The organism is Plantactinospora sp. DSM 117369, from assembly GCF_053764795.1.
The window spans coordinates 2516847-2538118 of sequence record NZ_CM132446.1; the positions used below are offsets into that span (position 1 = coordinate 2516847).

Annotated in this window: 18 protein-coding genes and 4 pseudogenes; 13 read left to right on the top strand and 9 right to left on the bottom strand. The window is 65.9% G+C overall.

Translation table 11 applies throughout. The annotated features are described in order from the left end of the window. The first annotated feature begins 10 nt into the window (after nt 1-10). Entirely contained in the window at nt 11-3721 is a 3711-nt protein-coding gene (locus ACSMXO_RS11250) for an nSTAND1 domain-containing NTPase (protein WP_455417636.1), read from the top strand. 550 nt (nt 3722-4271) lie between these two features. Here ACSMXO_RS11250 and ACSMXO_RS11255 read toward each other — a convergent pair. After that, on the bottom strand, nt 4272-4973 hold the full coding sequence (locus ACSMXO_RS11255) for a hypothetical protein (RefSeq protein ID WP_455417637.1): 702 nt from the start codon (nt 4971-4973) through the stop codon (nt 4272-4274). A 368-nt stretch (nt 4974-5341) separates the two neighbouring features. Further along, nucleotides 5342-5469: pseudogene (locus ACSMXO_RS11260) on the bottom strand (site-specific integrase); the annotation flags it as partial. A gap of 66 nt (nt 5470-5535) precedes the next feature. Here ACSMXO_RS11260 and ACSMXO_RS11265 point away from each other — a divergent pair. After that, nucleotides 5536-6250: pseudogene (locus tag ACSMXO_RS11265) on the top strand (IS6 family transposase). A gap of 282 nt (nt 6251-6532) precedes the next feature. On the opposite strand, the gene ACSMXO_RS11270 reads toward ACSMXO_RS11265, so the two are convergent. The 3 genes and pseudogenes from ACSMXO_RS11270 to ACSMXO_RS11280 form a co-directional block, all read right to left on the bottom strand. After that, nucleotides 6533-6733, bottom strand: a complete 201-nt coding sequence (locus ACSMXO_RS11270; RefSeq protein WP_455417638.1) for a hypothetical protein — start codon at nt 6731-6733, stop codon at nt 6533-6535. An 8-nt stretch (nt 6734-6741) separates the two neighbouring features. Beyond that, the gene (locus tag ACSMXO_RS11275) at nt 6742-7740 is read right to left on the bottom strand and encodes a hypothetical protein (RefSeq protein WP_455417639.1); all 999 of its coding nucleotides are present in this window, start codon (nt 7738-7740) and stop codon (nt 6742-6744) included. Between the two features lie 382 nt (nt 7741-8122). After that, nucleotides 8123-9033: pseudogene (locus ACSMXO_RS11280) on the bottom strand (IS5 family transposase). 173 nt (nt 9034-9206) lie between these two features. On the opposite strand from ACSMXO_RS11280, the gene ACSMXO_RS11285 reads away from it, so the two are divergent. The 6 genes and pseudogenes from ACSMXO_RS11285 to ACSMXO_RS11310 all read left to right on the top strand — a co-directional run bounded on the left by ACSMXO_RS11285 (nt 9207) and on the right by ACSMXO_RS11310 (nt 14333). Then, nucleotides 9207-9707, top strand: coding sequence for an integrase core domain-containing protein (locus tag ACSMXO_RS11285; protein ID WP_455417640.1), 501 nt, complete (start codon nt 9207-9209; stop codon nt 9705-9707). A 33-nt stretch (nt 9708-9740) separates the two neighbouring features. Further along, a pseudogene (locus ACSMXO_RS11290) lies at nt 9741-10379 on the top strand (IS5 family transposase); the annotation flags it as partial. Nucleotides 10380-10983: 604 nt separating this feature from the next. After that, nucleotides 10984-11976 (top strand): D-lactate dehydrogenase VanH, encoded by a 993-nt coding sequence (gene vanH, locus ACSMXO_RS11295; protein WP_455419221.1) that lies wholly within the window; start codon nt 10984-10986, stop codon nt 11974-11976. Continuing rightward, the gene (gene vanA-Sc, locus ACSMXO_RS11300; protein WP_455417641.1) at nt 11969-13009 is read left to right on the top strand and encodes a D-alanine--(R)-lactate ligase VanA-Sc; all 1041 of its coding nucleotides are present in this window, start codon (nt 11969-11971) and stop codon (nt 13007-13009) included. Before vanH ends, vanA-Sc begins: the two co-directional genes overlap by 8 nt. After that, nucleotides 13006-13677 carry a D-Ala-D-Ala dipeptidase VanX gene (gene vanX, locus ACSMXO_RS11305; protein WP_455417642.1) on the top strand — a complete coding sequence of 224 codons (672 nt, stop codon included), beginning with the start codon at nt 13006-13008 and terminating at the stop codon, nt 13675-13677. The genes vanA-Sc and vanX overlap by 4 nt, the downstream gene beginning before the upstream one ends. After that, on the top strand, nt 13674-14333 hold the full coding sequence (locus ACSMXO_RS11310) for a hypothetical protein (protein WP_455417643.1): 660 nt from the start codon (nt 13674-13676) through the stop codon (nt 14331-14333). The genes vanX and ACSMXO_RS11310 overlap by 4 nt, the downstream gene beginning before the upstream one ends. 37 nt (nt 14334-14370) lie before the next feature. Here ACSMXO_RS11310 and ACSMXO_RS11315 read toward each other — a convergent pair whose 3' ends face one another. Further along, the gene (locus ACSMXO_RS11315; protein WP_455417644.1) at nt 14371-15474 is read right to left on the bottom strand and encodes a sensor histidine kinase; all 1104 of its coding nucleotides are present in this window, start codon (nt 15472-15474) and stop codon (nt 14371-14373) included. A gap of 10 nt (nt 15475-15484) precedes the next feature. Next, nucleotides 15485-16180, bottom strand: a complete 696-nt coding sequence (locus tag ACSMXO_RS11320; protein ID WP_455417645.1) for a response regulator transcription factor — start codon at nt 16178-16180, stop codon at nt 15485-15487. A gap of 87 nt (nt 16181-16267) precedes the next feature. On the opposite strand from ACSMXO_RS11320, the gene ACSMXO_RS11325 reads away from it, so the two are divergent. Both ACSMXO_RS11325 and ACSMXO_RS11330 read left to right on the top strand, forming a co-directional pair. Next, nucleotides 16268-16816, top strand: coding sequence for a M15 family metallopeptidase (locus ACSMXO_RS11325; protein WP_455417646.1), 549 nt, complete (start codon nt 16268-16270; stop codon nt 16814-16816). Continuing rightward, nucleotides 16813-16953 carry a hypothetical protein gene (locus ACSMXO_RS11330; RefSeq protein ID WP_455417647.1) on the top strand — a complete coding sequence of 47 codons (141 nt, stop codon included), beginning with the start codon at nt 16813-16815 and terminating at the stop codon, nt 16951-16953. The genes ACSMXO_RS11325 and ACSMXO_RS11330 overlap by 4 nt, the downstream gene beginning before the upstream one ends. Nucleotides 16954-17094: 141 nt before the next feature. On the opposite strand, the gene ACSMXO_RS11335 is transcribed toward ACSMXO_RS11330, so the two are convergent. After that, nucleotides 17095-17571, bottom strand: coding sequence for a GNAT family N-acetyltransferase (locus tag ACSMXO_RS11335; RefSeq protein ID WP_455417648.1), 477 nt, complete (start codon nt 17569-17571; stop codon nt 17095-17097). A gap of 131 nt (nt 17572-17702) precedes the next feature. On the opposite strand from ACSMXO_RS11335, the gene ACSMXO_RS11340 reads away from it, so the two are divergent. The 3 genes from ACSMXO_RS11340 (at nt 17703) to ACSMXO_RS11350 (ending at nt 20769) form a co-directional block, all read left to right on the top strand. Next, a complete protein-coding gene (locus ACSMXO_RS11340) occupies nt 17703-18590 on the top strand; it encodes a hypothetical protein (protein WP_455417649.1) in 888 nt (295 codons plus the stop codon). Nucleotides 18591-18707: 117 nt separating this feature from the next. Continuing rightward, complete coding sequence (locus tag ACSMXO_RS11345) at nt 18708-19232, top strand: hypothetical protein (protein ID WP_455417650.1); 525 nt, start codon at nt 18708-18710, stop codon at nt 19230-19232. A 1288-nt stretch (nt 19233-20520) separates the two neighbouring features. Next, nucleotides 20521-20769: a hypothetical protein gene (locus tag ACSMXO_RS11350; protein WP_455417651.1), complete on the top strand. Its 249-nt coding sequence runs from the start codon at nt 20521-20523 to the stop codon at nt 20767-20769. Nucleotides 20770-20920: 151 nt separating this feature from the next. On the opposite strand, the gene ACSMXO_RS11355 is transcribed toward ACSMXO_RS11350, so the two are convergent. Next, on the bottom strand, nt 20921-21148 hold the full coding sequence (locus ACSMXO_RS11355; RefSeq protein WP_455417652.1) for a hypothetical protein: 228 nt from the start codon (nt 21146-21148) through the stop codon (nt 20921-20923). Nucleotides 21149-21272 lie beyond the last annotated feature (124 nt).

Consider the following 21272-nt stretch of genomic DNA (forward strand, 5'->3'; position numbering starts at 1 on the left):
GGCCCAGAAGATGCCGAGACCGGAACGACCGTTGGACGGCCTGGACGGCCCGGTGGCGCGACTGGCGGCTGAGCTGCGGCAGTTGCGGGAGAAGGCGGGCAAGCCGGGCTACCGGCAGATGGCCGCACGGGTGAACTACTCGGTGGCGACACTGTCTGCGGCGGCGTCGGGGCGCCGGCTGCCCACGTTGGAGGTGACTCTCGCGTACGTCGCCGCCTGCGATGGTGATCTTGGATATTGGGAGCGGCGCTGGCGGGAGGCGGAACGCCTTTGCGTGGCACCGGCCGGCGAGCCGGTCGAGGCGAACGGGCAGGGGCGATCGCCGTACCCGGGGCTGGCGACGTTCCAGCCGGAGGACGCGGAGCTGTTCTTCGGCCGTACCGCGCTGGTTGATCAATTGACTCGCCGCCTGCGGGAAAAGCGCTTCCTCGCGGTCTTCGGCCCCTCCGGGGCAGGCAAGTCATCGGTGGTACGAGCGGGCCTGGTCCCCGCCGCCGACGGGCCGGTGGTGGTGCTGACCCCGGGCGCGCATCCGATGACCGAACTGGCGGTGCACCTGGCTCGGCATGCCGGGGTGCCGGCCGGCGGGCTGCTGGACGAGTTGCACGAGGACCCGACAAGGGCACATTTGCTGGTACGGCAGGGGCTGCCCGCCGACGGTGACCTGCTCGTGGTGGTGGACCAGTTCGAAGAGGTCTTCGCCTCGTGCCCGGCTCCGGTGGAGCGGGCGGATTTCGTCGCCGCGTTGCTGGCGATGTGCCGGGAACCGGACGGACGGGCCCGGGTCGTGCTGGCCGTCCGCGCCGACCACTACGCCCGGTTCACCGAACACCCCGCACTGCTGGCCAAGTTGGCCGATGCGCAGGTTCTGATTGGCGGGATGAGCCCGGTCGAACTGCGCGAAGCCGTGACCAGACCGGCCGAGCTGCGCGGCGCCCGCGTCGAAGGCGCCCTGGTCGCCACGATCGTCGCCGAGGTCGCCGACTCACCCGGCGCGTTGCCCCTGGCCGCGCACGCGCTGCGCGAGGCGTGGCACCGCCGGCAGGGCGCGATCGTCACCCTCGCCGGTTACCAGGCGGCTGGCGGTGTGGCCGGTGCGGTGGCCAACACCGCGGAACAGACCTACGAGCGGATGTCCGGAAAGGAACAGGACGTCACCCGGCGCGTCCTGCTGCGGATGGTTGACGCCGGACAGGACGGGCTGATCAATCGACGGCGGCTGAGCCGGGCCGAACTGGACACCATGGAACTGGCCCCGGCCGTCATCGACGCGTTCACGGCCGCCCGGCTGTTCAGCACCGACCGCGACACCGTGGAGATCGCACACGAGGCGCTGATTCAGGCCTGGCCGCGGCTGCGTGGCTGGGTCGAGGAGAGCCGTGCCGGGCTGCGGCTGCACCGGCAGCTCACCGAGGCCGCCGCTGCCTGGGAGTCACTCGGTCGCGACGACGGCGCGTTATACCGGGGGCTGCGGCTGTCGGCGGCGCTGGAGGCGAACCTCATCGACCTGACCGGTGCGGAACGGGAGTTCCTCGAGTCCAGCCGGGACCGGGAAGCCCGCGAGACTCGCTCGCGGCAGCGGCGTACCCGGCTGGCTTTGATCAGTCTGGCCGCCGGGGTGACGGTGATGAGCGTGATCGCGGCGTTCGCGTTCCGGGAGGCCAACCGCGCCAACGACGAGCGCGAACGGGCACTGTCGCATCAGCTGGTGGCCAACGCGCGCGACCAGTTGCAGGTCGATCACGAGTTGGCCGTGTTGCTGGCCAGGGCGGCGTACGACACCAAACCGACCGCCGAGGCCGCCGCCGTGCTGCGCCAGGCCGTCCTCGACTCCCGGATGCGGGCGAAACTCGTCACCGGACAGCAGCAGGTCCTCGGCGTCGACTACAGCCCGGACGGCCGACAGGTGGCTGCCAGCGGCGCCGACGGCACGGTCCGCGTGTGGACGATGAACGGCCTCGACCAGTTCGCCGGGGAACCCCGGGTGCTGCGGGACCATCCGAGCTACGTCCGCATCCCGAAATTCAGCGCGGACGGCCGCTATCTCGTGGCCAGCGGAGTCAGCGGTCTAGTGACCGTGTGGGACCTGGCCACCGGCGTACCGCCGCTGGCATTGCGCGGTCATGGCGGTGAGGTGTCCGCTGTCGCGTTCAGCCCTGACTCACGCCTGGTCGCCGGGGCCGGAGACGACGGCACCGTCCGGATCTGGGACCGCCGCAGCGGGAACCCACAACCCGTCCGTGCCCTCCCGCTGGACGCCGGACCCGCGCGGGCGGTGGCTTTCAGCCCGGACGGCCGTCATCTCGCCGCAGGCAGCGGTGACGGACCGGTCAAGATCTGGAACCTGGCCTCCACGACAGCGCCACCCGAGGTGCTGAGCGGCCACGAAGGCACCGTATGGAACCTCGCCTACAGCCCTGACGGGCGTCTGCTGGCCAGTGCCAGTGCTGACCAGACCGTCCGGATCTGGTCCCGGACCGAAGACACGCCCCCGCTGGTATTGCGCGCCGGTGACGGCACCGTGGAGACCGTGGCCTTCAGCCCGGACGGCCGGAGGATCGCCAGTGGTCACAGTGGCAGTGACACCGTCCGGGTGTGGAATACGGCGGCCGGTGACGGGGAGGACCCGTTGCTGCTGCACGGTCATCTCGGACCGGTGTGGAGCGTGGCGTTCAGTCCCGACGGGCGGCGGCTGCTCAGCGGCAGTGGTGACGGCACGCTGCGGATCTGGGATCCGAGCTATCCCGGCAATCCTCAGGTGCTCGACGGTCACACCGGCGCCGCGTGGGCTGTGGCGGTCAGCGCCGACGGGAACACCATCGCCAGCGGCGGCGCCGACAAGACGGTCCGGGTCTGGCGGGGCGGGAGCCGGCTGGTGCTCACCGGCCATGCGGAGGAGGTTCTTGCCGTGTCGTTGTCAGCGGACGGCCGCCGGGTGGCGAGCGCTTCGCGGGATCGGACGGTACGGGTGTGGGAAACCGCCAGTGGCGATTCCGTTGCCGTTCTCCGAGGTCATACCAAGACTGTCTGGGGTGTGGCGCTCAGCCCCGACGGCCGGCGTGTGGCCAGCGGAGGCCATGATGAGGCCGTACGGATCTGGGACGTCGACCGGCCGGGCGATCCCCTCTTGGTGCTCGAAGGTCATGAAGCGTCCATCCGGGGCATCGCGTTCAGTCCCGACGGCCGCCAGGTTGCCAGCACAAGCCAGGACACGACCGTACGACTCTGGAACGCCGACGGCCACGGAACGCCACTCGTCCTGGGCGGAAGTCCGGGCCTGGTCTGGACGGCCACCTACTCCCCGGACGGGCGAACCCTGGCCACTGGCGGCGACGACGGCAACATCCGGATCTGGAACACCGACGGCCAGAGCCCACCCCGAATCCTCCGAGGCCACCGAGGCCCGGTATGGACCGTGGCGTTCCGTCCCGACGGCCGCCAGATCGTCAGCGCCGGCCACGACAGGAGCGAACGAATCTGGGACACCGCCAGCGGCGAGGAACTCGTCGCCTTCCGTGGCCACGGCACCTTCGTCGAACAGGCCCAGTTCGCCCCCGGCGACACCCTGATCACCGCCCACGGCGACGGCACCATCCGCTTGACCCGCTGCGAGGTCTGCGGCCCCACCGACCACATCCGTGCCGTCGCCGACTCCCGGGTTACCCGCCCCCTGAGCCCCGACGAACGCCGAACTTACCTGCACGAAATAGAACCCCGGTGAGCCGGCCAGCCCGCGTTGGTGCCGGGCCCAGTGTTTGCGGGGCGGCAGAGCCGCCTAGTTGGAGCAGAAGTTGGTGTCTGTGAGGTTAGGAGCCACCTGGTGTCGGCGTATGGCTCCAAGGCCGGGAGTCGGTACGCCAAATGTGCACAGGTTGACAAACGCGAGGACCTCCGGCCGGCTGCGGCGGTCAGCTCGGCGACTCACGTCCAAATCTCACGGTGAGTATTCGGTGATCGTGGCCAGGCGCCCGGATCGCTGCTAGATCGGGTGTCCGCTGCGCTGAGGTCGGTGAACACGGTGCCGAAATGTTGACCGGACTCGCTCCGGGCACGGTCCGGCGGCGGGGCCTGGGCGATGGCCCTATGCAATAGGGCAGTGCCCGGCGCGGACGTGTGACGGTCCGCGCCGGGCATCAGGGGCAGATCAGCAGGAACTGACGTGATCAACGTTCCGCCAGTTCAGGCCGGTCGACTGCTCGGAGTGCACGCAGTGCGGCCTTCCACCGGGGAGTGGTCAGGGCGGTCGCATGACGGCGCCCTCCGAACGCCGGTCAGCAGGGATCGACGGAGCCGACCCGGTACCAACCCATGTTGCTCGACTGCTGGGAGTACGCGCCCGGCACGTACCAGTGAGTGCCGTCGGTGTAGTTCACCCGCGCCCGGCGGCCCGGGGTCTGATTGTTGATCCACGACCCGTTGTAGGTGTACCACGGGATCCCGTACGTGATGGCGCAGTCCTCCGCGTTGACCTGGTAGCCGGTGAAGCCCGCCTCGCTGTAGGCGCAGAAGTTGTAGTACGGGCAGGGGGCGGCCCGCTGCTCCTGGCCCGGCACCGGGAGAATCAGCTCTGCGCCCGGCATCTTGATCTTGTTCGACGCCACTTGAGTGGCGCCCGACCCGAGTTTCTCCAGGAGCCTGTCGGCATCAGCCTGCAGGGCGGCTGCCTTGTCGGCGCTGAGGCCGGCTGCCCTGGACTGGGCGACGAACTTCGCGCCGCTCTCGTCTGCCTGTGCCGCACCGCCGGGTAGCAGCGTGGCGAACACCGCGACCACAGTCAGCAGGCCGAACCATCCCGTGACCCGGCGTTTGTTCTTCAGCATGTGATTCCTCTCCGTCGTTCGACTGATCGGCATGGATGTTGTGCCGGAGTCGGTCGTTGCCGACGTCTCGGCTTCCTGGTTGAAGCCTTTGTCTAGCGCCGCGCGGGTTGTCTGGCCCCTGTTGGGGACGGTCAGACAAACAACTCTGGACAACGCAGTGACAATTGACGACGGATGTCGCGGTGCGACAGGGGGTGGGGATTGAGGCCGGAGCGACCCTTGGACGACCGCGGCGGCCCGGTTGCGCAACTGGCGGCCGAGCTGCGGCAGTTGCGGGAAAAGGCGGGTAGGCCGGGTTACCGGCAGATGGCCGCGCCGGTGAACCATTCGGTGGCGACACTGTCCGCGGCCGCGTCGGGCCGGCGGCTACGACGCTGGAGGTGACACTGGCGTACGTCACCGCGTGCGGCGGTGATCTGGGAGAGTGGGAGCGGCGCTGGCGGGAGGTGGAGCGCCTTAGCGTAAGTCTTGTCCGTAACCGGGCGGGAGCCAGGGTGAGGTCCAGGGTGCTGCGGTGGTCAGGAGGCGAAGATCGCATCGTGGGGTTGTGGGCCGCGACGACTTTGCGTACCAGCGGCATGCCGACCGCGAACCGAGGCAACACGACCATCCGATAGCCGGCGTCGCTTTTGGTCCAGGGTTGCCGGAAGAGGGTCTGTTGCCTTGGACGAGGCATGTTCGATCGCCTGCATGATCGTTGTGGTCAGCTGAACCGGTGAGGTCGCCGTCTCGTTCCCGATCTTGGTCTCCGCCGTCGGTGTTTGCTGGGTTCCGGTTCCCGCCCGAGGTCATCATTCTCGCGGTTCGGTGGTACCTGCGCTTCAACCTCTCCTACCGCGACGTCGAAGAGCGGTTGGCAGAGCGGGGCGTTGAGGTGGACCACGTGACCGTGTACCGCTGGGTGCAGCGATTCACACCGCTGCTGGCCGACGCCGCCCGGTTCCACCGGCACGCGCCTGGTGACCGGTGGTGCGTCGACGAGACCTATGTAAAGGGTCAATGGCGTGTGGCGGTACGTCTACCGGGCGGTCGACCAGCCTGGCCAGGTTATCGATGTCCTCGTGTCGGACCGCCGGGATGCCACTGCGGCTCGACGGTTCTTCCAGCGGGCGCTGCGGATGCTGAAGGTGACGCCCGCCGAGGTGGTCACCGACGCCTCGCCGGTCTACCCGGCGGTCCTCGACGACCTCGTCCCGTCGGCCCGGCACCACGTCGAGCGGTACGCCAACAATCCGATCGAGGCCGATAGGCAGCTCAAGCACCGGTTACGACCGATGCGCGGGTTACGGACCGACCGGACCACGCAGGTGGTCATCGCCGGACACGCGTTTATGCAGAACGTGCGACGCGGACACTACGAACTCGGACACGAGGCGCCACCGGCGCTCCGCATCGCCGCAGCGTTCACCGAACTCGCCCGAGCGATCTGATTCCCAACCAGCAGACGAGGTTCGCCCTGTCTACCGACTCGAGAACCCAACAGCGCCACCCAGCAAGCCCGTAACCTCCTCATGGACCTGGGCGAGCATGCCAACCGGTTCCGGTTCCTGATCCGCGACCGCGACGCCAAGTACACCGCCGCCGTCGACGCGGTGTTCACCGCCGAGGGCATCACGGTGGTCAAGACCCCGCCCCGCGCCCCCACTGGCCAACTGCTTCATCGAACGCTGGGGCCGCAGCCTCCGCGAAGAATGCACCGACCGCATGTTGCTCTACAACGAGCGGCACACGGTGGCCGTGGTCGGCGCGCCGACCACTTCAACAACCACCCACAGCAAGGACAACAGCAGCGCCCACCCAACCACGACCCAGCCGTTGTAGTTGCGTCGACGGATCTCGATGAGACCTTGGCCGGCCGGGCCGTCCAGTTCGACCGGAGCCGGGCCGGTCTGATCCTCCAGATCTCTGGTCACCCCGTCGGTCAGTCCGTGCCGCTGGCTGCGACGCCGCGCTCGGAGGCCTCGTAACGCCGCGCCACCTGGTGGAAGGCCTCCTTCGGCTCCCACTGTGACGGGTCCTCGGAGGGTACCCGCACCACGCCGAAGCCGGCCATGTCCAGGTCGTAGCGCGGGTCCGCGTGGTGCGGGAAGTCCGGCATGGCAAAGGTGAAGACGAAGCAGCCGTGTACGCCATGTGCGGCGTAGAGGTCGATGAGTTCGGCCAGATACGCCGCCTGGGTGGGCTCGTCGCGTACGTGACCGCCCTTGACGTGGGGCGGTTGAGCGAACCAGTTCACGATCCGGAACGCGCCAGGCCCGCTGCGCTCGGCCCCGAGGTGGGCGCCGCACCCGAACTCGGTGATGACCACCGGCCGGTCCGCCTCTTCCAGCAGTGCGCGCAGCCGCTGCTCGTATGCGGCCGGGTCGGGGCCGAAACGGTAGAGGTTGACGCCGATGAGGTCGAAGCCGGACCAATCGACCTTCTCCCAGAAGCCTGCGGCGTAGCTGACCGGCCCGTGGAAGGAGGCGCGGGCGATGGGCAAGGCGGCGCCGAGCAGGGCGTTGAGCGTGCGGGTGATCCGGCGGTCGAAAAAGCGTCGCCACCGCACCAGCACCTGTAATCGGATGAAGACACGCGGTCCCGGGACCATCCCTGGGGAGGTGAGGGAAAACTCGCTGCCGAGCAGCAGCGTGACCCGACCCGGGCACTGGGCGCGCAGTTCCTCGGCCGCCTCGGCCGTCGCCGTGAGATGGGCCAGGATCTCGCGATGCGGGCGGTCGGCGAGATACGGCCGGATGTAGACATCGAGCCCGGATTCCAAGGCGCACCGCGCGGCTTCCATCTGCTCTCGGGTATCGGTGCCGATCAGCATCACGGTCGTGCAGTGCAGGTTCTCGCGGATAGCGTGCATGTCCCGGCGCAGGGCCTCGCCTGAGGTGTAGCCGGTGACGTATGAGATACCTCTGATGTCCAGGCTCACGCTCCCTAGTATCCGGGCCGGACGCGGTGCCGGCGACGTCCGAGGAGCGAAAGTAGACCTTGGATCACGTCCCTATACTTTCGGCGGTGCTGCCGGGCGCGCCGCGCGACATCTGCCGAGCCATCGAAGGACAACGCCGTGGCTGGCGACGCCTGCACTGATTCCAGCAGGTGAATGACCTTTCTCAGTATGAACGCCGCGGCTCGGCGCTGGCCTGCACACCCAGAACCTCAACCTGCAAATCCAGCAACTCGAAACCGACATCGGCGTGCTCATCCTGCAATGGGCCCCGCACCGCTACGCGTCGATGGTTCCGACCCGACGCGGACAACACCTGCTCGGCCGCCTCGCCGAGCCCATAGATCGGCGAGCTGCTGGGCCGCTACGTCGGGGCCAACGCCTGTCTAAGTGAGCGTTTTAGATGTGGGTTACTCGGGTGTGTTGAAGGTACGGCGGGGTTGGCGGGTGGCGGGTCCGATGCGGGTGAGGCGGTTGAGCATGCCGGTGATCGCGGCCCAGCGGATCATGTGTTCAGCGGTGGCGGGATCGGTCTCGTAGTCGCGGGCCAGGCGGCGGTGCAGCATCAACCAGCCCAGGGTCCTCTCCACCACCCACCTGCGCGGATGCACGGCGAAACCCTTCTGGTCGGCGGGCTTACGCACGATCTCCACCGTGGTGCTCAAGGCGTTCTTGGCCCAGTCGACGAACCGGCCGGCGAACCCCTGGTCGGCGAAGACGTGCCGGATCGGGGTGGTCGCGTACGCGGCGAGCAGCGCTGCTTTGCCGCCGTCGCGGTCCTGCCAGCAGGCGGCCAGGACCCAGACGGTGACCAGCAGGCCGAGGGTGTCGGTGACGATGAACCGCTTCCTGCCGTTGATCTTCTTGTTCGCGTCGTAGCCGCGACTGTCCGCGGGGACGGTGTCCGCGGCTTTCACACTCTGCGAGTCGATGATCCCCGCCGTCGGCTCCGCCTCGCGGTCGTGGGCGAGGCGGACCTGCTCGCGCAGCTCGGTGAGGATCCGTTCGGTCACACCCCGCTTGTTCAGGCGTTTGAAGTGCCCGTACACCGTCTGCCACGGTGGGAAGTCCGTCGGCAGGTACCGCCACGGGCAGCCGGTACGCAGCACGTACAGGATCGCGTCGATGACCGCCCGGCGGGGATGCTTCTCCGGCCGGCCCATCCACTTCTGGCCAGGCAACATCGCCTCGACGATCTCCCACTGGGCGTCAGTCAGGTCAGACGGGTACCGCCGCACTCGCTCCATACCCGACTACCGAGCCACTCACCCTCATCGATCGGACCCACTGTGCGACACGCCCGACCAACACACATCTAAACGCTCACTAAGGCGCGGCCGTCCAGACGTTCCGCCCAGTAGTAACGCGTCCGTAAACCGTACCGGATACAAGGGATCCTGGCCTGCGACTTCCTGCACGTCGACACGATCGGCCTGACCCGCGTCTACGTGCTGTTCCTGATCGAGATCGCCACCCGGCGGGTCCGCATCCTCGGCGCGACCACGAACCCGACCGGGGCGTGGGTGGCCCAGCAGGCCCGCAACCTCGTGATGGACCTCGGGGAGCGGGTGGGCCGGTTCAGGTTCCTGATCCGGGACCGCGACAGCAAGTACACCGCCGTGTTCGACCACGTGTTCACTACTGAAGGGATCGAAGTCCTGCGTAGCCCGCCCGGCGCGGCCAGGGCCAACGCCCACGCCGAACGGTGGGTACGCACGGTACGCCGGGAGTACCTGGACCGGATGCTTATCGACAACCCGCGGCACCTGCATGCCGTGTGGGACGAGTACGTCAGGCACTACAACGAACATCGGCCCCATCAAGGCCGGTCGCAACGCCCTCCGAACCGCGACGCATCCCCTCCACCGGTGGCCGACCTGACCACGATCCGGGTACGCCGACGGAAGATCATCCACGGCATGATCAGCGAATACTCGCAGGCAGCGTAGCCAGAACCGGGTTTTCGCACGGCACACGTCCACTGGTACTTCGTCCGCTGGGAGCAGGAGGGGGTCACGCAACGCGTCCTCGACCACCTTCGTGAACAGGTCCGCCTCCAGCAGGGCCGCAACCGGCAGCCCTCGTCCGGGATCATCGACTCGCAGAGCGTCAAGGCCGCCGACACCATGGGCCGGGACAGCCGCGGCTACGACGCCGGCAAGAACATCAACGGCCGCAAACGGTTCATCGTCACCGACACCCTCGGACTCATCCTGGTCGTCATGGTCTGCGCCGACAGCGTCCAGGACCGCGACGGCGCCAAGACCACCCTGCTCAGCCTCTACCTGACCACACCGGTCCGGTTCGTCCTCGCCGACGCCGGCTTCGCTGGCCGCCTCGTCGACTGGGCCACCCGGATCCTGACCACCACCACCCTGCACCTCGTCCGCAAACCCGCAGGCCAGAAAGGCTTCGTCCTGATCCCCAGAAGGTGGCCGGTCGAGCGGACCTTCGCCTGGCTCACCGCCCACCGCCGGCTGGCCCGCGACTACGAACGCGACCCCGCCACCTCGGAGGCGATGATCCGCTGGGCCGCGATCAACACCATGACCCGCCGCCTCACCCGAGGCGCACCCGCCACCCGCAAACAACGCCGCACCTACCACCAGCGAGTCTCATAGACCCTTCTCAAACACCCACTTCAGAGGGAGAAGGCAGCATCCGCCGCTCGTGTGGTAGGAGGTCCATTCGGCCGGTGAATCCCTGCCAACCCAGGCCACGTTCGCGGCGATGATGCCGCAGGCGACGTGGGCACCAGCGGCCGAGGACGCACCGAGGGTGGCCCGCAGAATGAACCTTTTTCAACCTGAACCGCGCGGCGCTCGCACACCGCGTCCGACCTCGCCCTCCGACGGACCGCAAGGGGAGGTTGAAAAAGGTTCAATGTCCCTCTACTCACCGCGTCGCGCTCCTACGGGTGCAGTGTGCCGATGTTCGGGACGGTAACGGAGCGATGCTCGGGTCGGAAATCTCCGCTGTGACGGGCCTGGGTGCTGAGCGGGCGACGGAGTCGAACCGCACCGCCAGCTGGCAGGCGCTCGGGCCGGCGGCGCGGCCGGCTGACGTCGTACGGCTTCGACAAACGCATGCAGCCGAATGTTACCGACCGACGGCATATCGTCGGCGTATCGGAAACCGCATACGTGCTGGCAACACCACACCGCCTTGACTGGAGGCGTGACCTACAGCGAACCAGCCCGAACAGCGGCCCGCCGCACCCGATCGCTGGCGTCCCCGTCCTCCCCGGCCGTCCCGACAGTGGGAATCACAATTTATGGATGCGAGCAGGACGAGGCAGTTTTGTTCCGAGAGATGGCGCCTCGCTTCGGCGTCGTGTCAACCATCACAGAGGCAGCGGTATCTGAAGCCAATATTGAACTGGCGTTCGGAAACCGATGTATCAGTGTCGGCCATAAAACGCAGATCACAAACTCCACTCTTCTTGCACTCGGGCGCGTCGGCGTGAGGTATATCTCCACCAGGAGCATTGGATACAATCACATCGATGTGGAGTACGCGGAGAGCGTCGGCATTTCCGTGGAAAATGTCGCCTATTCACCCGACAGCGTGGCTGACTACACACTGATGTTGATGCTGATGGCAGTGCGAAATGCAAAGTCCATCATCCGCCGTGCCGATGTTCACGATTACAGGTTGAATGACGTACGCGGGAGAGAACTACGCGATCTGACCATCGGGGTGATTGGAACCGGACGCATCGGCGCAGCGGTCATGGAAAGGCTGCGGGGCTTTGGCTGCCGCATATTGGCCTATGACAGTCACCCCAAGACCTCTGCCAACTACGTTCCTCTCAATGAGTTGTTGCAACTGAGCGACATCGTAACGCTCCATACACCACTCAACCCGGATACGCACCATCTCCTAAATCGTCAACGTATCGAGCAGATGAAGCGCGGCGCGTTCATTATCAATACCGGACGCGGTTCTCTTCTTGATACCGAGGCTCTTATTCCAGCACTGGAAAGCGGCGGGTTGGCCGGTGCTGCGCTGGATGTCCTCGAAGGGGAGGAAGGAATATTCTACGCCGACTGCAGAAACAGAGGCGTTGAGAGCGAATTGCTGTTGCGACTGCAAGAGCTGTCGAATGTGCTTATTAGTCCGCACACTGCCTACTACACAGACCACGCCCTGAGCGACACTGTTGAAAATTCAATCATCAACTGCCTGAAATTTGAAAGCGGGAACCAACATGGATAAGTTGAAGATCGCAATCATATTCGGGGGCTGTTCCGAAGAACATCCCATCTCCGTCAAGTCCGCGCAAGAGGTCGCACGAAGCCTCGATACCGACAGGTACGAACCGTTCTATATCGGGATTACGAAGAGCGGTGCCTGGAAGCTCTGTGACGGCCCTGACGCAAACTGGGAAAGCGGCCGTTGCCGTCCAGCTGTGCTGTCACCGGACAGAAGCGTACACGGATTGCTCGTTCTGGAGCAGGGACGATACGAAACGATCAGTCTGGACCTGGTGTTGCCCGTTCTGCACGGCAAACTCGGCGAGGATGGTGCGATGCAGGGTTTGTTGGAGCTCTCCGGCATCCCCTACGTAGGCTGCGATGTCCAAAGTTCTGTCCTGTGTATGGACAAATCCCTTGCCTACATCGTCGCCAGAAGCGCGGGAATTGCTACGCCGGAGTTCTGGACTGTCACGGCGAACGAGAATATTGATCCCGACCAGCTTACCTATCCCGTCTTTGTAAAGCCGGCCCGTTCGGGTTCATCTTTCGGAGTCAGTAAGGTATCTCGCAAGGAAGACTTGCCAAGTGCGGTGGAAACCGCAAGGCAGTACGACTCGAAGGTGTTGATTGAGGAGGCTGTCGTCGGCAGCGAGGTCGGATGTGCCGTATTGGGGAACGATCTGGATTTGATTGCAGGTGAGGTGGACCGAATTGCTCTGTCTCATGGCTTCTTCAGAATCCATCAGGAGACCGAGCCCGAAACCGGTTCCGAGAACTCGACAGCAATCGTTCCCGCTGACATTTCGGCGGAGTCACGCTCGCTCATTCAGGAGACGGCAAAGGCCGTGTACCGCGCCCTGGGATGCAGGGGGCTCTCGCGGGTGGACATGTTCCTCAAGGAAGATGGGAAGATAGTCCTCAACGAGGTCAATACTATGCCTGGCATGACCTCGTACAGCCGTTATCCGAGAATGATGTCGGCCGCAGGGTTGCCGCTCGCCGAAGTGATCGACCGGATGGTGTCGTTGGCCTTGACAGGGAAAAGCCAATGAAAGAAGATTTTGTCTTTGTAGACGAGTTTGTACCCGGAATACGTTGGGATGCCAAGTACGCCACGTGGGACAACTTCACCGGCAAACCGGTGGACGGATACCTGACAAATCGAATCGTCGGCACGAGGGCGTTGTGCGCAGCCCTGGAAAGAGCGAGAGAAAAGGCCGAATCCCTTGGCTTCGGCTTGCTTCTTTGGGATGGCTATCGCCCTCAACGGGCCGTAGATTGTTTCCTGCGCTGGGCAAAACAGCCGGAGGATGGCCGGACGAAGCTACGACACTATCCGAACATTGACAGGGCCGAGATGTTTGAGAAGGGATATGTGGCCACCAAGTCGGGCCACAGTCGGGGCAGTACAGTTGACCTTACGCTTTATTACCTGACCACCGGTGAACTTGCTCCAATGGGCGGTGACCATGACCTGATGGATTCAATTTCACATCATGGAGCGGAAGGAATCACGCAAGTCGAAGCGAGAAACCGTCAATGTCTTCGCTCCATCATGGAGGCCTGCGGTTTTAGCTCATACGATTGCGAGTGGTGGCATTACACACTGAACGACGAACCTTACCCAGATACCTATTTTGATTTTCCGATAGTCGAGCCGGCCAAGGAAATTGACAAAGCGTTGAAGGTGCTGATAGCGGATAATATTTTGGCAACATGACCTGTGTCGTGGGCTTCGGGGGCTACCTGGCCGTGCCGGCCTACCTCGCCGCCGCGGGCAGGGCCCCCGATCGTCGTCCACGAGGCGGCCGCCCGGCCCGGAGTGGGCCAACCGGCTGGCGGCCGGGACACGTGTTCACCGCCGCGCCGAGTCTCCGGCTGGCTCACGCCACCGCCATCGGGATCCCGCTGCGGCCGCCGCCGGCCGCGTACGTCCCGCTGCCACTGTGCGGCGGTGAACAGCGGCTCAACGCCGAGCCGGGCGTCGCGGCCGGCGGGGGCACTGCTCGGCGACAACGCCGACCTCGACCAGCCTGGATCGAGACCGCCCTGATCCCGGCACTCACCGATCCCGAGCGGATCGCGGCGATGTCGGCCCACGCGTCGGCGGCCGGCGCACCTGACGCGGACGTCGCCCTGGCCGGCACGCGCGCACCGTGGTCGCCGAGCGATGAAAGGTTCGCCTCATCAGGACCACCCGGACCACCCCGGCGACGCCGGCACCCACGGCAGACCTCGGCGACCTCGCTGCTGGTGGTCGCGCTGAACGCCTGCGTCCTGGTCCCGTCCTTCGCCAACGGAGTCTCGTCGGACGGTCCGACGAATTGGCAAGCGCTGACGCTCGCGCCGTATGACACGCTGATCCACAGGCCTTGACTATTCCTCTCGGGCCGTGCGGCAATTCCCCGGGTCGTCACCTGCCAGGGTGCGGTGGCGCGGTGGGTAGTTGCACCGTGACCCGGAGCCCGCCATCGGGGCGGGGAGCGAGGGCGAGGGTTCCGTCGTGTGCCTGGATGATGCTCTTGACGATTGCCAGGCCTAGACCGACACCTGCGTGGCCGTCGCGTATCCGTCCAGTGCCGCGCTGAAACGGCTCGACAATCGTGGAGACTAACTGCGGGGAGAGCTTCTCGCCGGTGTTCTCGACAGTGAGCACCACTGTCTTGGGGTGAGCGCTGGTCGTGACCCACACGGTGCCATGTTTCGTCACGTTGTGGACGATCGCGTTGTGCACGAGGTTCGTAGTCATCTGCAGCAGGAGCGTGTGGGAGCCGATGGTGGGGGTGATGTCGCCGGAGGTCTCGATAGTGAGGCCGCGTTCTTCTGCGAGCGGGAGAAGCGTTTCAGTGGCTTCTTCCGATATGAGGGACAGGTCGACCTGTTCTCGGGTGAAGGACCGCTGGTCGGCGCGGCTGAGCAGGAGCAATGCCTCGGTGAGATCGATCGCTCGGGTGTTGACGAAGTGGAGGCGGTCGACAAGTTCTCCGGTGTCACGGTTCAGATCGTTGCGGGCCACGTCGAGAAGTGTCTGCATGATCGCCAGCGGGGTGCGCAGCTCGTGAGAGGCGTTGGCTGCGAATCTCTGCTGTTCCGCGTTATGTGCCTCGAGCCGTGCGAGCATGGTGTCGAAGGCGTCGGCAAGTTCACGGAACTCGTCTTTGCGGCCTTCCAAATGGATGCGGTGGGATAGTGATCCGTTCGCGGCCAGACGTGTGGCATTTGTGATGCGAGTCAGGGGCGCGAGCATGCTTCCGGCGAGGATCCATCCTCCCAGGAGGCCGAACATCAGCAGGATCGCCAGCACCGCGCCTGCCTTCGGGGCGAAAGCCTCCACCAGGTCGGAGCGGTCGGGTCCGGGCATCGGGGCGTGTGGCTCACCTCGGGTACGGGGACCGGGGATGTAGACCACCTCGGGCACGTAGCGCAGCAGGAACACCCACACCGCGGCGAGCAGCAAGCCACCTGCAAGCATCAGGAACCCCGCGTAGCTGAGGGTGAGTTTGAGGCGAACGCTCAAGCCAGGCGCCCTATCCACGGTCCCCTCCCGCACGCCCGGTGCCGGGCGCTGTGTCGATGCGGTAGCCGACGCCGGCCACGGTGGCGATGATCCAGGGTTCGCCGAGCCGTTTGCGCAATGCCGAGACTGTGATGCGCACGGCGTTGGTGAAGGGGTCGGCGTTCTCATCCCACGCTCGCTCCAAGAGTTCTTCGGCGCTGACGACACCGCCTTCGGCAGCAACGAGGACCTCGAGCACGGCGAACTGCTTCCTGGTCAGCGCGACGTACCGGCCGTCGCGGTAGACCTCGCGGCGGAACGGATCCAGCCGCAGACCTGCGATCTCCCGCACAGGCGGCCTGTTGTACGCGCGCCTGCGGTCGAGCGCTCTGAGCCTGAGCACGAGTTCTCGGAGTTCGAACGGCTTCGTGAGGTAGTCGTCGGCGCCGAGTTCGAACCCGGAGGCTTTGTCGTCGAGTCGGTCGGCAGCAGTGAGCATCAGGATCGGCATGCCGCTGCCGGAAGCGACGATGCGTTCGGCGATCTCGTCACCGGAGGGCCCGGGAATGTCGCGGTCGAGGACGGCGATATCGTAGGCGTTGGTGCTCAACAGCTCGAGAGCGGTGTCACCGTCACTGGCGATGTCGGCGGCGATCGCTTCCAGGCGCAGCCCATCGCGGATGGCCTCTGCCAGATAGGGCTCGTCCTCGACGACCAACACACGCATGCACTCGATACTACGAGCCGTTGCATATCGTCGGCATATTGGAAACCACATACGTGCTGACAACATTACGCTGCCTTGACTGCACGCATGACCTACAGCGAACCAGCACGAGCAGCAGCCCACCGCCCCCGATCGCTGGCGTCGTCGTCCCACTCGGCCGCAGCCGGCCACCTCGGTGCACTCGGCGAGGCAGATGGCGCCGTCCCTGAGTGCGTGACGGTCTTCGATGACGAAATTCCGGCGGTGGCCAACCTCGACCCCGATCTGCTCGGTGCCCTGCGCCGAGCTGCGACCGACGCCGCCGACGACGAGGTCACCTTCTACGTCAACGGTGGCTGGCGCTCACCGGAGTACCAGGAACAACTACTCCATAAAGCGGTCTCGAAGTACGGCTCAGAAAAGGAAGCCGCCCGATGGGTCGCCACCCCCGACACGTCTCCACACGTGTCGGGGCAGGCGATCGACATCGGGCACTCCGACGCCACGGCGTGGCTGTCCAAGCACGGCGCCAAGTACGGGCTCTGCCAGATCTACAGTAACGAACCCTGGCACTACGAACTGCGCCCCGAAGCCATCGATCAGGGCTGCCCGCCCATGTACGCCGACCCTACCCACGATCCAAGGATGCAGCAGTGACCAGCGCGCTCGGCATATCCCAGCCCAGCCTGGTCGGCCTCCTACCGCCCACCCCGCAGATGATCCCCGAGGCGATCGGCAAAGACCATCGCGATCGTACGGGCGTGGTGACGCGGCGCCGCCAGCGGCCCGGGTGAGAGTTCCGTCGTGTGCTTGGGCGGCGCTTTTGACGATGCCAGGCCGTAACCGACACCTGCGTGGTCGGCGCGTATGCCTTCGGCGCCGCGAAGAAACTGCGCCACAAGGGTGGAAGCCAACCGTGAATGGTTTATCATGAGTCAATTTTCCGGCAAAAGTTGATCTCGGTTGTCGTTGGAGGTGGGTAGGTCCCGTAGGAAGCGGGACGATTTTCCTGCTTGGTCGACGTATCCGCGACGCTGGTAGAACTTGTGCGCGTCTGGCCGTCGATCTCCACTGGTGACCTCCATCCGGAGACATCCATGGCTGGCGGCGAAGGATTCAGCGGCCGCGACAAGTCGGGAGCCGACACCTTGTCCGCGTGCGCGGTCCGATACGACCAGGGCTACGATTCGGCCCCAGGCGCCGTCGCGCTCGAAAAACGGACAGATATGGACGGCGATGACGCCATGGAGATCGCCTTGGGCGTCGGCCACGTAGGCCGCGCTGGCCGAGTCGTCGACCCAGGTCTGGATCCGGGCCGCCGTCGTTGCCTGACCATCCTGGGGATAGCCCAACTGGTCGAGCAACTCGTTGATGGCTTCGGCGTCAGCGCTGCGCGCTGGTCGTATCCGCATGCCTTAACCCTATGAACCGGAGCATATCGTCGGCGTACCGAAAACGACCTACGCGCTGCCAGCACCACGCTGCAACTGCTGCTCGGGGGCCCAACGGCCCGCATCCTGCCGGCCATCACCGGGGCAGGTCGGTGAGCGGCCCACACCGGCTGCCCAGCTGGGAAGACCTGGCCGCCGTCATCCCCGATGTGGTCGTCACGATGCGCCGCTACCTCGACCAGATCAGCTACATCCTGCGCCCGGGCAGCGTCAGTGGCGCGGACCAGGCCCTACGGTCCCTGGCCGCGTTCCTTACCGAACAAGCGCCCGACGGAACGGCGTCGCCGACATTCATCGCCGCCACCTGGAAGACTTCCGCCGCCGGCTGGCGGACCGACCAGGCCGCGACACGACACGCGTGTCCCCTGGAACCCTCGCTCACCGGCTCGGCACCCTGCGGATGTTCTTCGTCCGTCTCCAGGAGTGGGACTGGCCCGACGCGCCCGCCCGGGTGCCGATCATTCCCGCCGACCTGCCCCGCCAGGACCACCCCCCTACCGAAAGCCCTCGACGACGCCACTGCGGCCAAGCTGCTGCGTTCAGCCCAAACACAACCGCGCATGTTGGTCCGCGTCGTCGTGGAGGTGTTGCTGCGCACCGGACTGCGCGTCGGGGAGTTCACCGCCCTACAAGCCGACGCGGTCGTCCTCATCGGCGCCGCGCACTGGCTCCACGTCCCCGTCGGCAAACTCCACGAGGACCGCTACTTACCCCTACACCCCCCCACCTCGTCAGCCTCATCGCCGACTACCGTGCTGCCATTCCCAGCTCGCAGCCTGCGCGACAGGTTTGGCGCGGCACACGCCGGCGAAGTCCGCAGCGTCGTCGTTGTCGAAGGGGCCTACGTCCCAGAAGCCCAAAGCCGCTACCCCCAACTGATGCTCTCGCGATCTTCGGCCAGTTCGGCGCTGCCCGCAACCCGCACGCTTCTCGGCGCGAGCGTGCGTCCGACAAGTCAAACGATGGTGTACGGGGAGTGAGGGGGCCGCTGTTCGGCGTGCTCGCTCGGCGGCAGATCCGGGCAGGTCACCATCGAGGAACATCGGCGGGCGAGATACCGATCTGCGCCGTCGTCGATCATCAGTAGGATCACGCGGGTGAGCGAGAACCTACACCCGGTCCGCCGGGTCAGCGTGGGCGACCTTAGCGCCGACATCGACGAAGAGCTTGCGCCAATCATCGAGATCACTTGGCGTCTGGGGTTGAAAACGTGGACCTGTTGCCAGAATGCCGGCGAGAGCAACGCCGACTGGCCGGAACAATTACCGCACATGGCCCCGGTCATCGCTGCGCAAGTGGGATGGGCCTACATCGATTTCCCAATCGACGACGGTCTGGCGTTCCTGACCGCGCTCGCCCAAGCTGGCCCTCGCGACGCCTTCTACCTGCGGATGACGCACTGGGCAGCACCGGACTCGTGGGACGTGTCCGCCCGGCCAATGGACAGAGCAACGTTCGACCAGCAGCGCGAGTCGCAGTTCGAGCTACGGCTGCTGTTGGTCCGCTTTCCTAGCTACGACCGCGCCGAGATTCTGCGTCGGCTGACCGAATACGAGGCGGGCCGACTCACGCCGCCAGGGCCGATCGACCGATCAAGCATGTCCCCCAGGCACCTGGTATGACGGCACGTTCTCAGACACCCGGCCCCTGACTGGTGGGCATCGACTTTGGGACTTGTCCAGGCGTATCGGCTGTTCGATGAGGCGGAGCACGCGGCGGAGGTCTTCTCATTGAACCTTTTTCAACCTGGACCGCCCGACGCTCACGCACCGCGTCCGACCTTGCGGTCCGCCGGACCGCAAGGGGAGGTTGAAAAAGGTTCATTGGTTCGGGCGAGCGAACTGGAGCCGCCGACGTACCTGACGAGGTTCTTCGATACCCGCGAGGAGAGACAGAGCGGCGTTTGTTGCCGGTGCGTGACCGGCGGCGAATCAACCAGAGGGTTGTCCGTGGCACCGCCCGCACGAATGGCGGCATGAGCGGATGCGATGGTCGACGGTCCCGGCAACGGGAAGGCGGGTCAGCATCGCGGCTCGGCGGATGTTGGCCCCTTCATCGAACTCAATCTTCGGTGAGCTGGAAGTCGCTTTGAAACACGCCATATTCAGCGGGTGTCACCCAGCAGTTGAACCGCCGGCCGGTTAAGGCTGATACAGCAATCTTGAGCTGGAACGCCAGCATGGCGGCGTCGGTACGATGAGTCGTCGAGGTATCACCGACTCTCTGGACGTCCGCGATTCCTCCGCGCACGCCTACGACCACGTACTCGCGCCGTTGACCGTTTCCTGACGCCGGGCCGTATGGCTGCTCATGTGCGTGCTGCTTGTCTCTTGGTCGGCCGCAAATGCCACATCCGGCAGGATCGGTAGAGGCAGTCACGGCACGTACCGTATCTATGCTGGACCGCCGTGACAAGTCCAAGCAACCGATGAGGTGATCGTTGAGTGGTGTCGTGACCCACTTGATTTCCGGACGGTTGGGTCATCCCGGCGAGGATCGTTAGCTGCGTCATCCCAGCACCAGGGTGGCCTCGACGCGTTCGCGATTTTCGACATCGCCCTCAGCCGCTGCCCAGGTGAACGGCAGCAAGGGCTTCCCGGCCGACTCGAACGCCGCCTCGGCACGCCAGCCGAGCCGACGGTAGAACGCCGGAGCGCCCGTCCTCGCGATGCGTGACGAGCCACGTGGCCGGCTCGCCGGTCGAGGTCTCGCCACCGATGCGTGTCGGCGACCATCAACTCCGCCACCACAACCGGCGCCCGGAGGGGGATTGGCCGGAGTCGGCGCCGGTGGCGGTGACCCCCAACTCCAAGCCGATGCCGGCGACCGGTACGCCGCCTCGCGGTTGGCCGATCTGCTCGCCGAGCAGGGGCCCGAACCGACGCGGGCGACCAGGACGCCCACAAGCGGTTGGCCGGCCTGCTCGCCGAGCAGGGGCGCGTTGACGAGGCGATCGCGAGCTGGCGGGCCCGAACCGACGCCGGCGACGGGTACGCCGCCCGGCGGTTGGCCGACCTGCTCGCCAAGCAGGGCCGCGTCGACGAGCTGCGTGCCCGGGCCGACGCGCGCGACTGGTACGCCCGCGAGCGGTTGGCCAGCCTGCTCGCCAAGCAGGAAAGTCAGCCGCCGTTGAACGTCTCGGGAACGACGGTGGACTAACCGCCACCCGCCGACCTGACCGGACCCAGGTGACAACCCCCGACCGTCGTGCCACCGAGCGTGCGAGCTCCCGCCCGCCTCACCACGATCATCCACGTGATATCCGATTCCTGGCCGGCGATGAGCCTGGCCATGATCGCCACTTGCAAGATCATGGAATATTGCAGGCAGGCAATACCGCACACCGTCCGGTACGCGCCTGGACCGCAAACCCGAAGACGTCGACCTCCCGCCCACCCGTTACCTCATGAATCCCGAACGGCCCGCTGCGGTTCACGGGATGCCCGCCCGTGACCTGACCCCTGAAGGTCTCCAAAAAGATCGGCAGAGTGGGCTTCGGTGCGCCGTTCGGGTGGTGGTCCGGCTTGCCGAGGAACATGCCTGCACACCTCTGGACCGGTCCAGGTCTCGTGCAAGACCGGCGGGCCTTGGCGGCCGGACCACCTCGTGACCTTGGGCACGATGTTGATCGTGGTTGCAGCCCGCCCGCACGGCGAACACCT

Excerpts from the sequence above, each read along its gene's own strand:
- ACSMXO_RS11250 (WP_455417636.1), top strand. The coding sequence starts at position 11 with ATGCCGAGACCGGAACGACCGTTGGACGGCCTGGACGGCCCGGTGGCG.
- vanA-Sc (WP_455417641.1), top strand. The coding sequence starts at position 11,969 with ATGGATAAGTTGAAGATCGCAATCATATTCGGGGGCTGTTCCGAAGAA.
- vanX (WP_455417642.1), top strand. The coding sequence starts at position 13,006 with ATGAAAGAAGATTTTGTCTTTGTAGACGAGTTTGTACCCGGAATACGT.
- ACSMXO_RS11310 (WP_455417643.1), top strand. The coding sequence starts at position 13,674 with ATGACCTGTGTCGTGGGCTTCGGGGGCTACCTGGCCGTGCCGGCCTAC.
- ACSMXO_RS11320 (WP_455417645.1), bottom strand. The coding sequence starts at position 16,180 with ATGCGTGTGTTGGTCGTCGAGGACGAGCCCTATCTGGCAGAGGCCATC.
- ACSMXO_RS11325 (WP_455417646.1), top strand. The coding sequence starts at position 16,268 with ATGACCTACAGCGAACCAGCACGAGCAGCAGCCCACCGCCCCCGATCG.
- ACSMXO_RS11335 (WP_455417648.1), bottom strand. The coding sequence starts at position 17,571 with ATGCGGATACGACCAGCGCGCAGCGCTGACGCCGAAGCCATCAACGAG.
- ACSMXO_RS11355 (WP_455417652.1), bottom strand. The coding sequence starts at position 21,148 with ATGTTCCTCGGCAAGCCGGACCACCACCCGAACGGCGCACCGAAGCCC.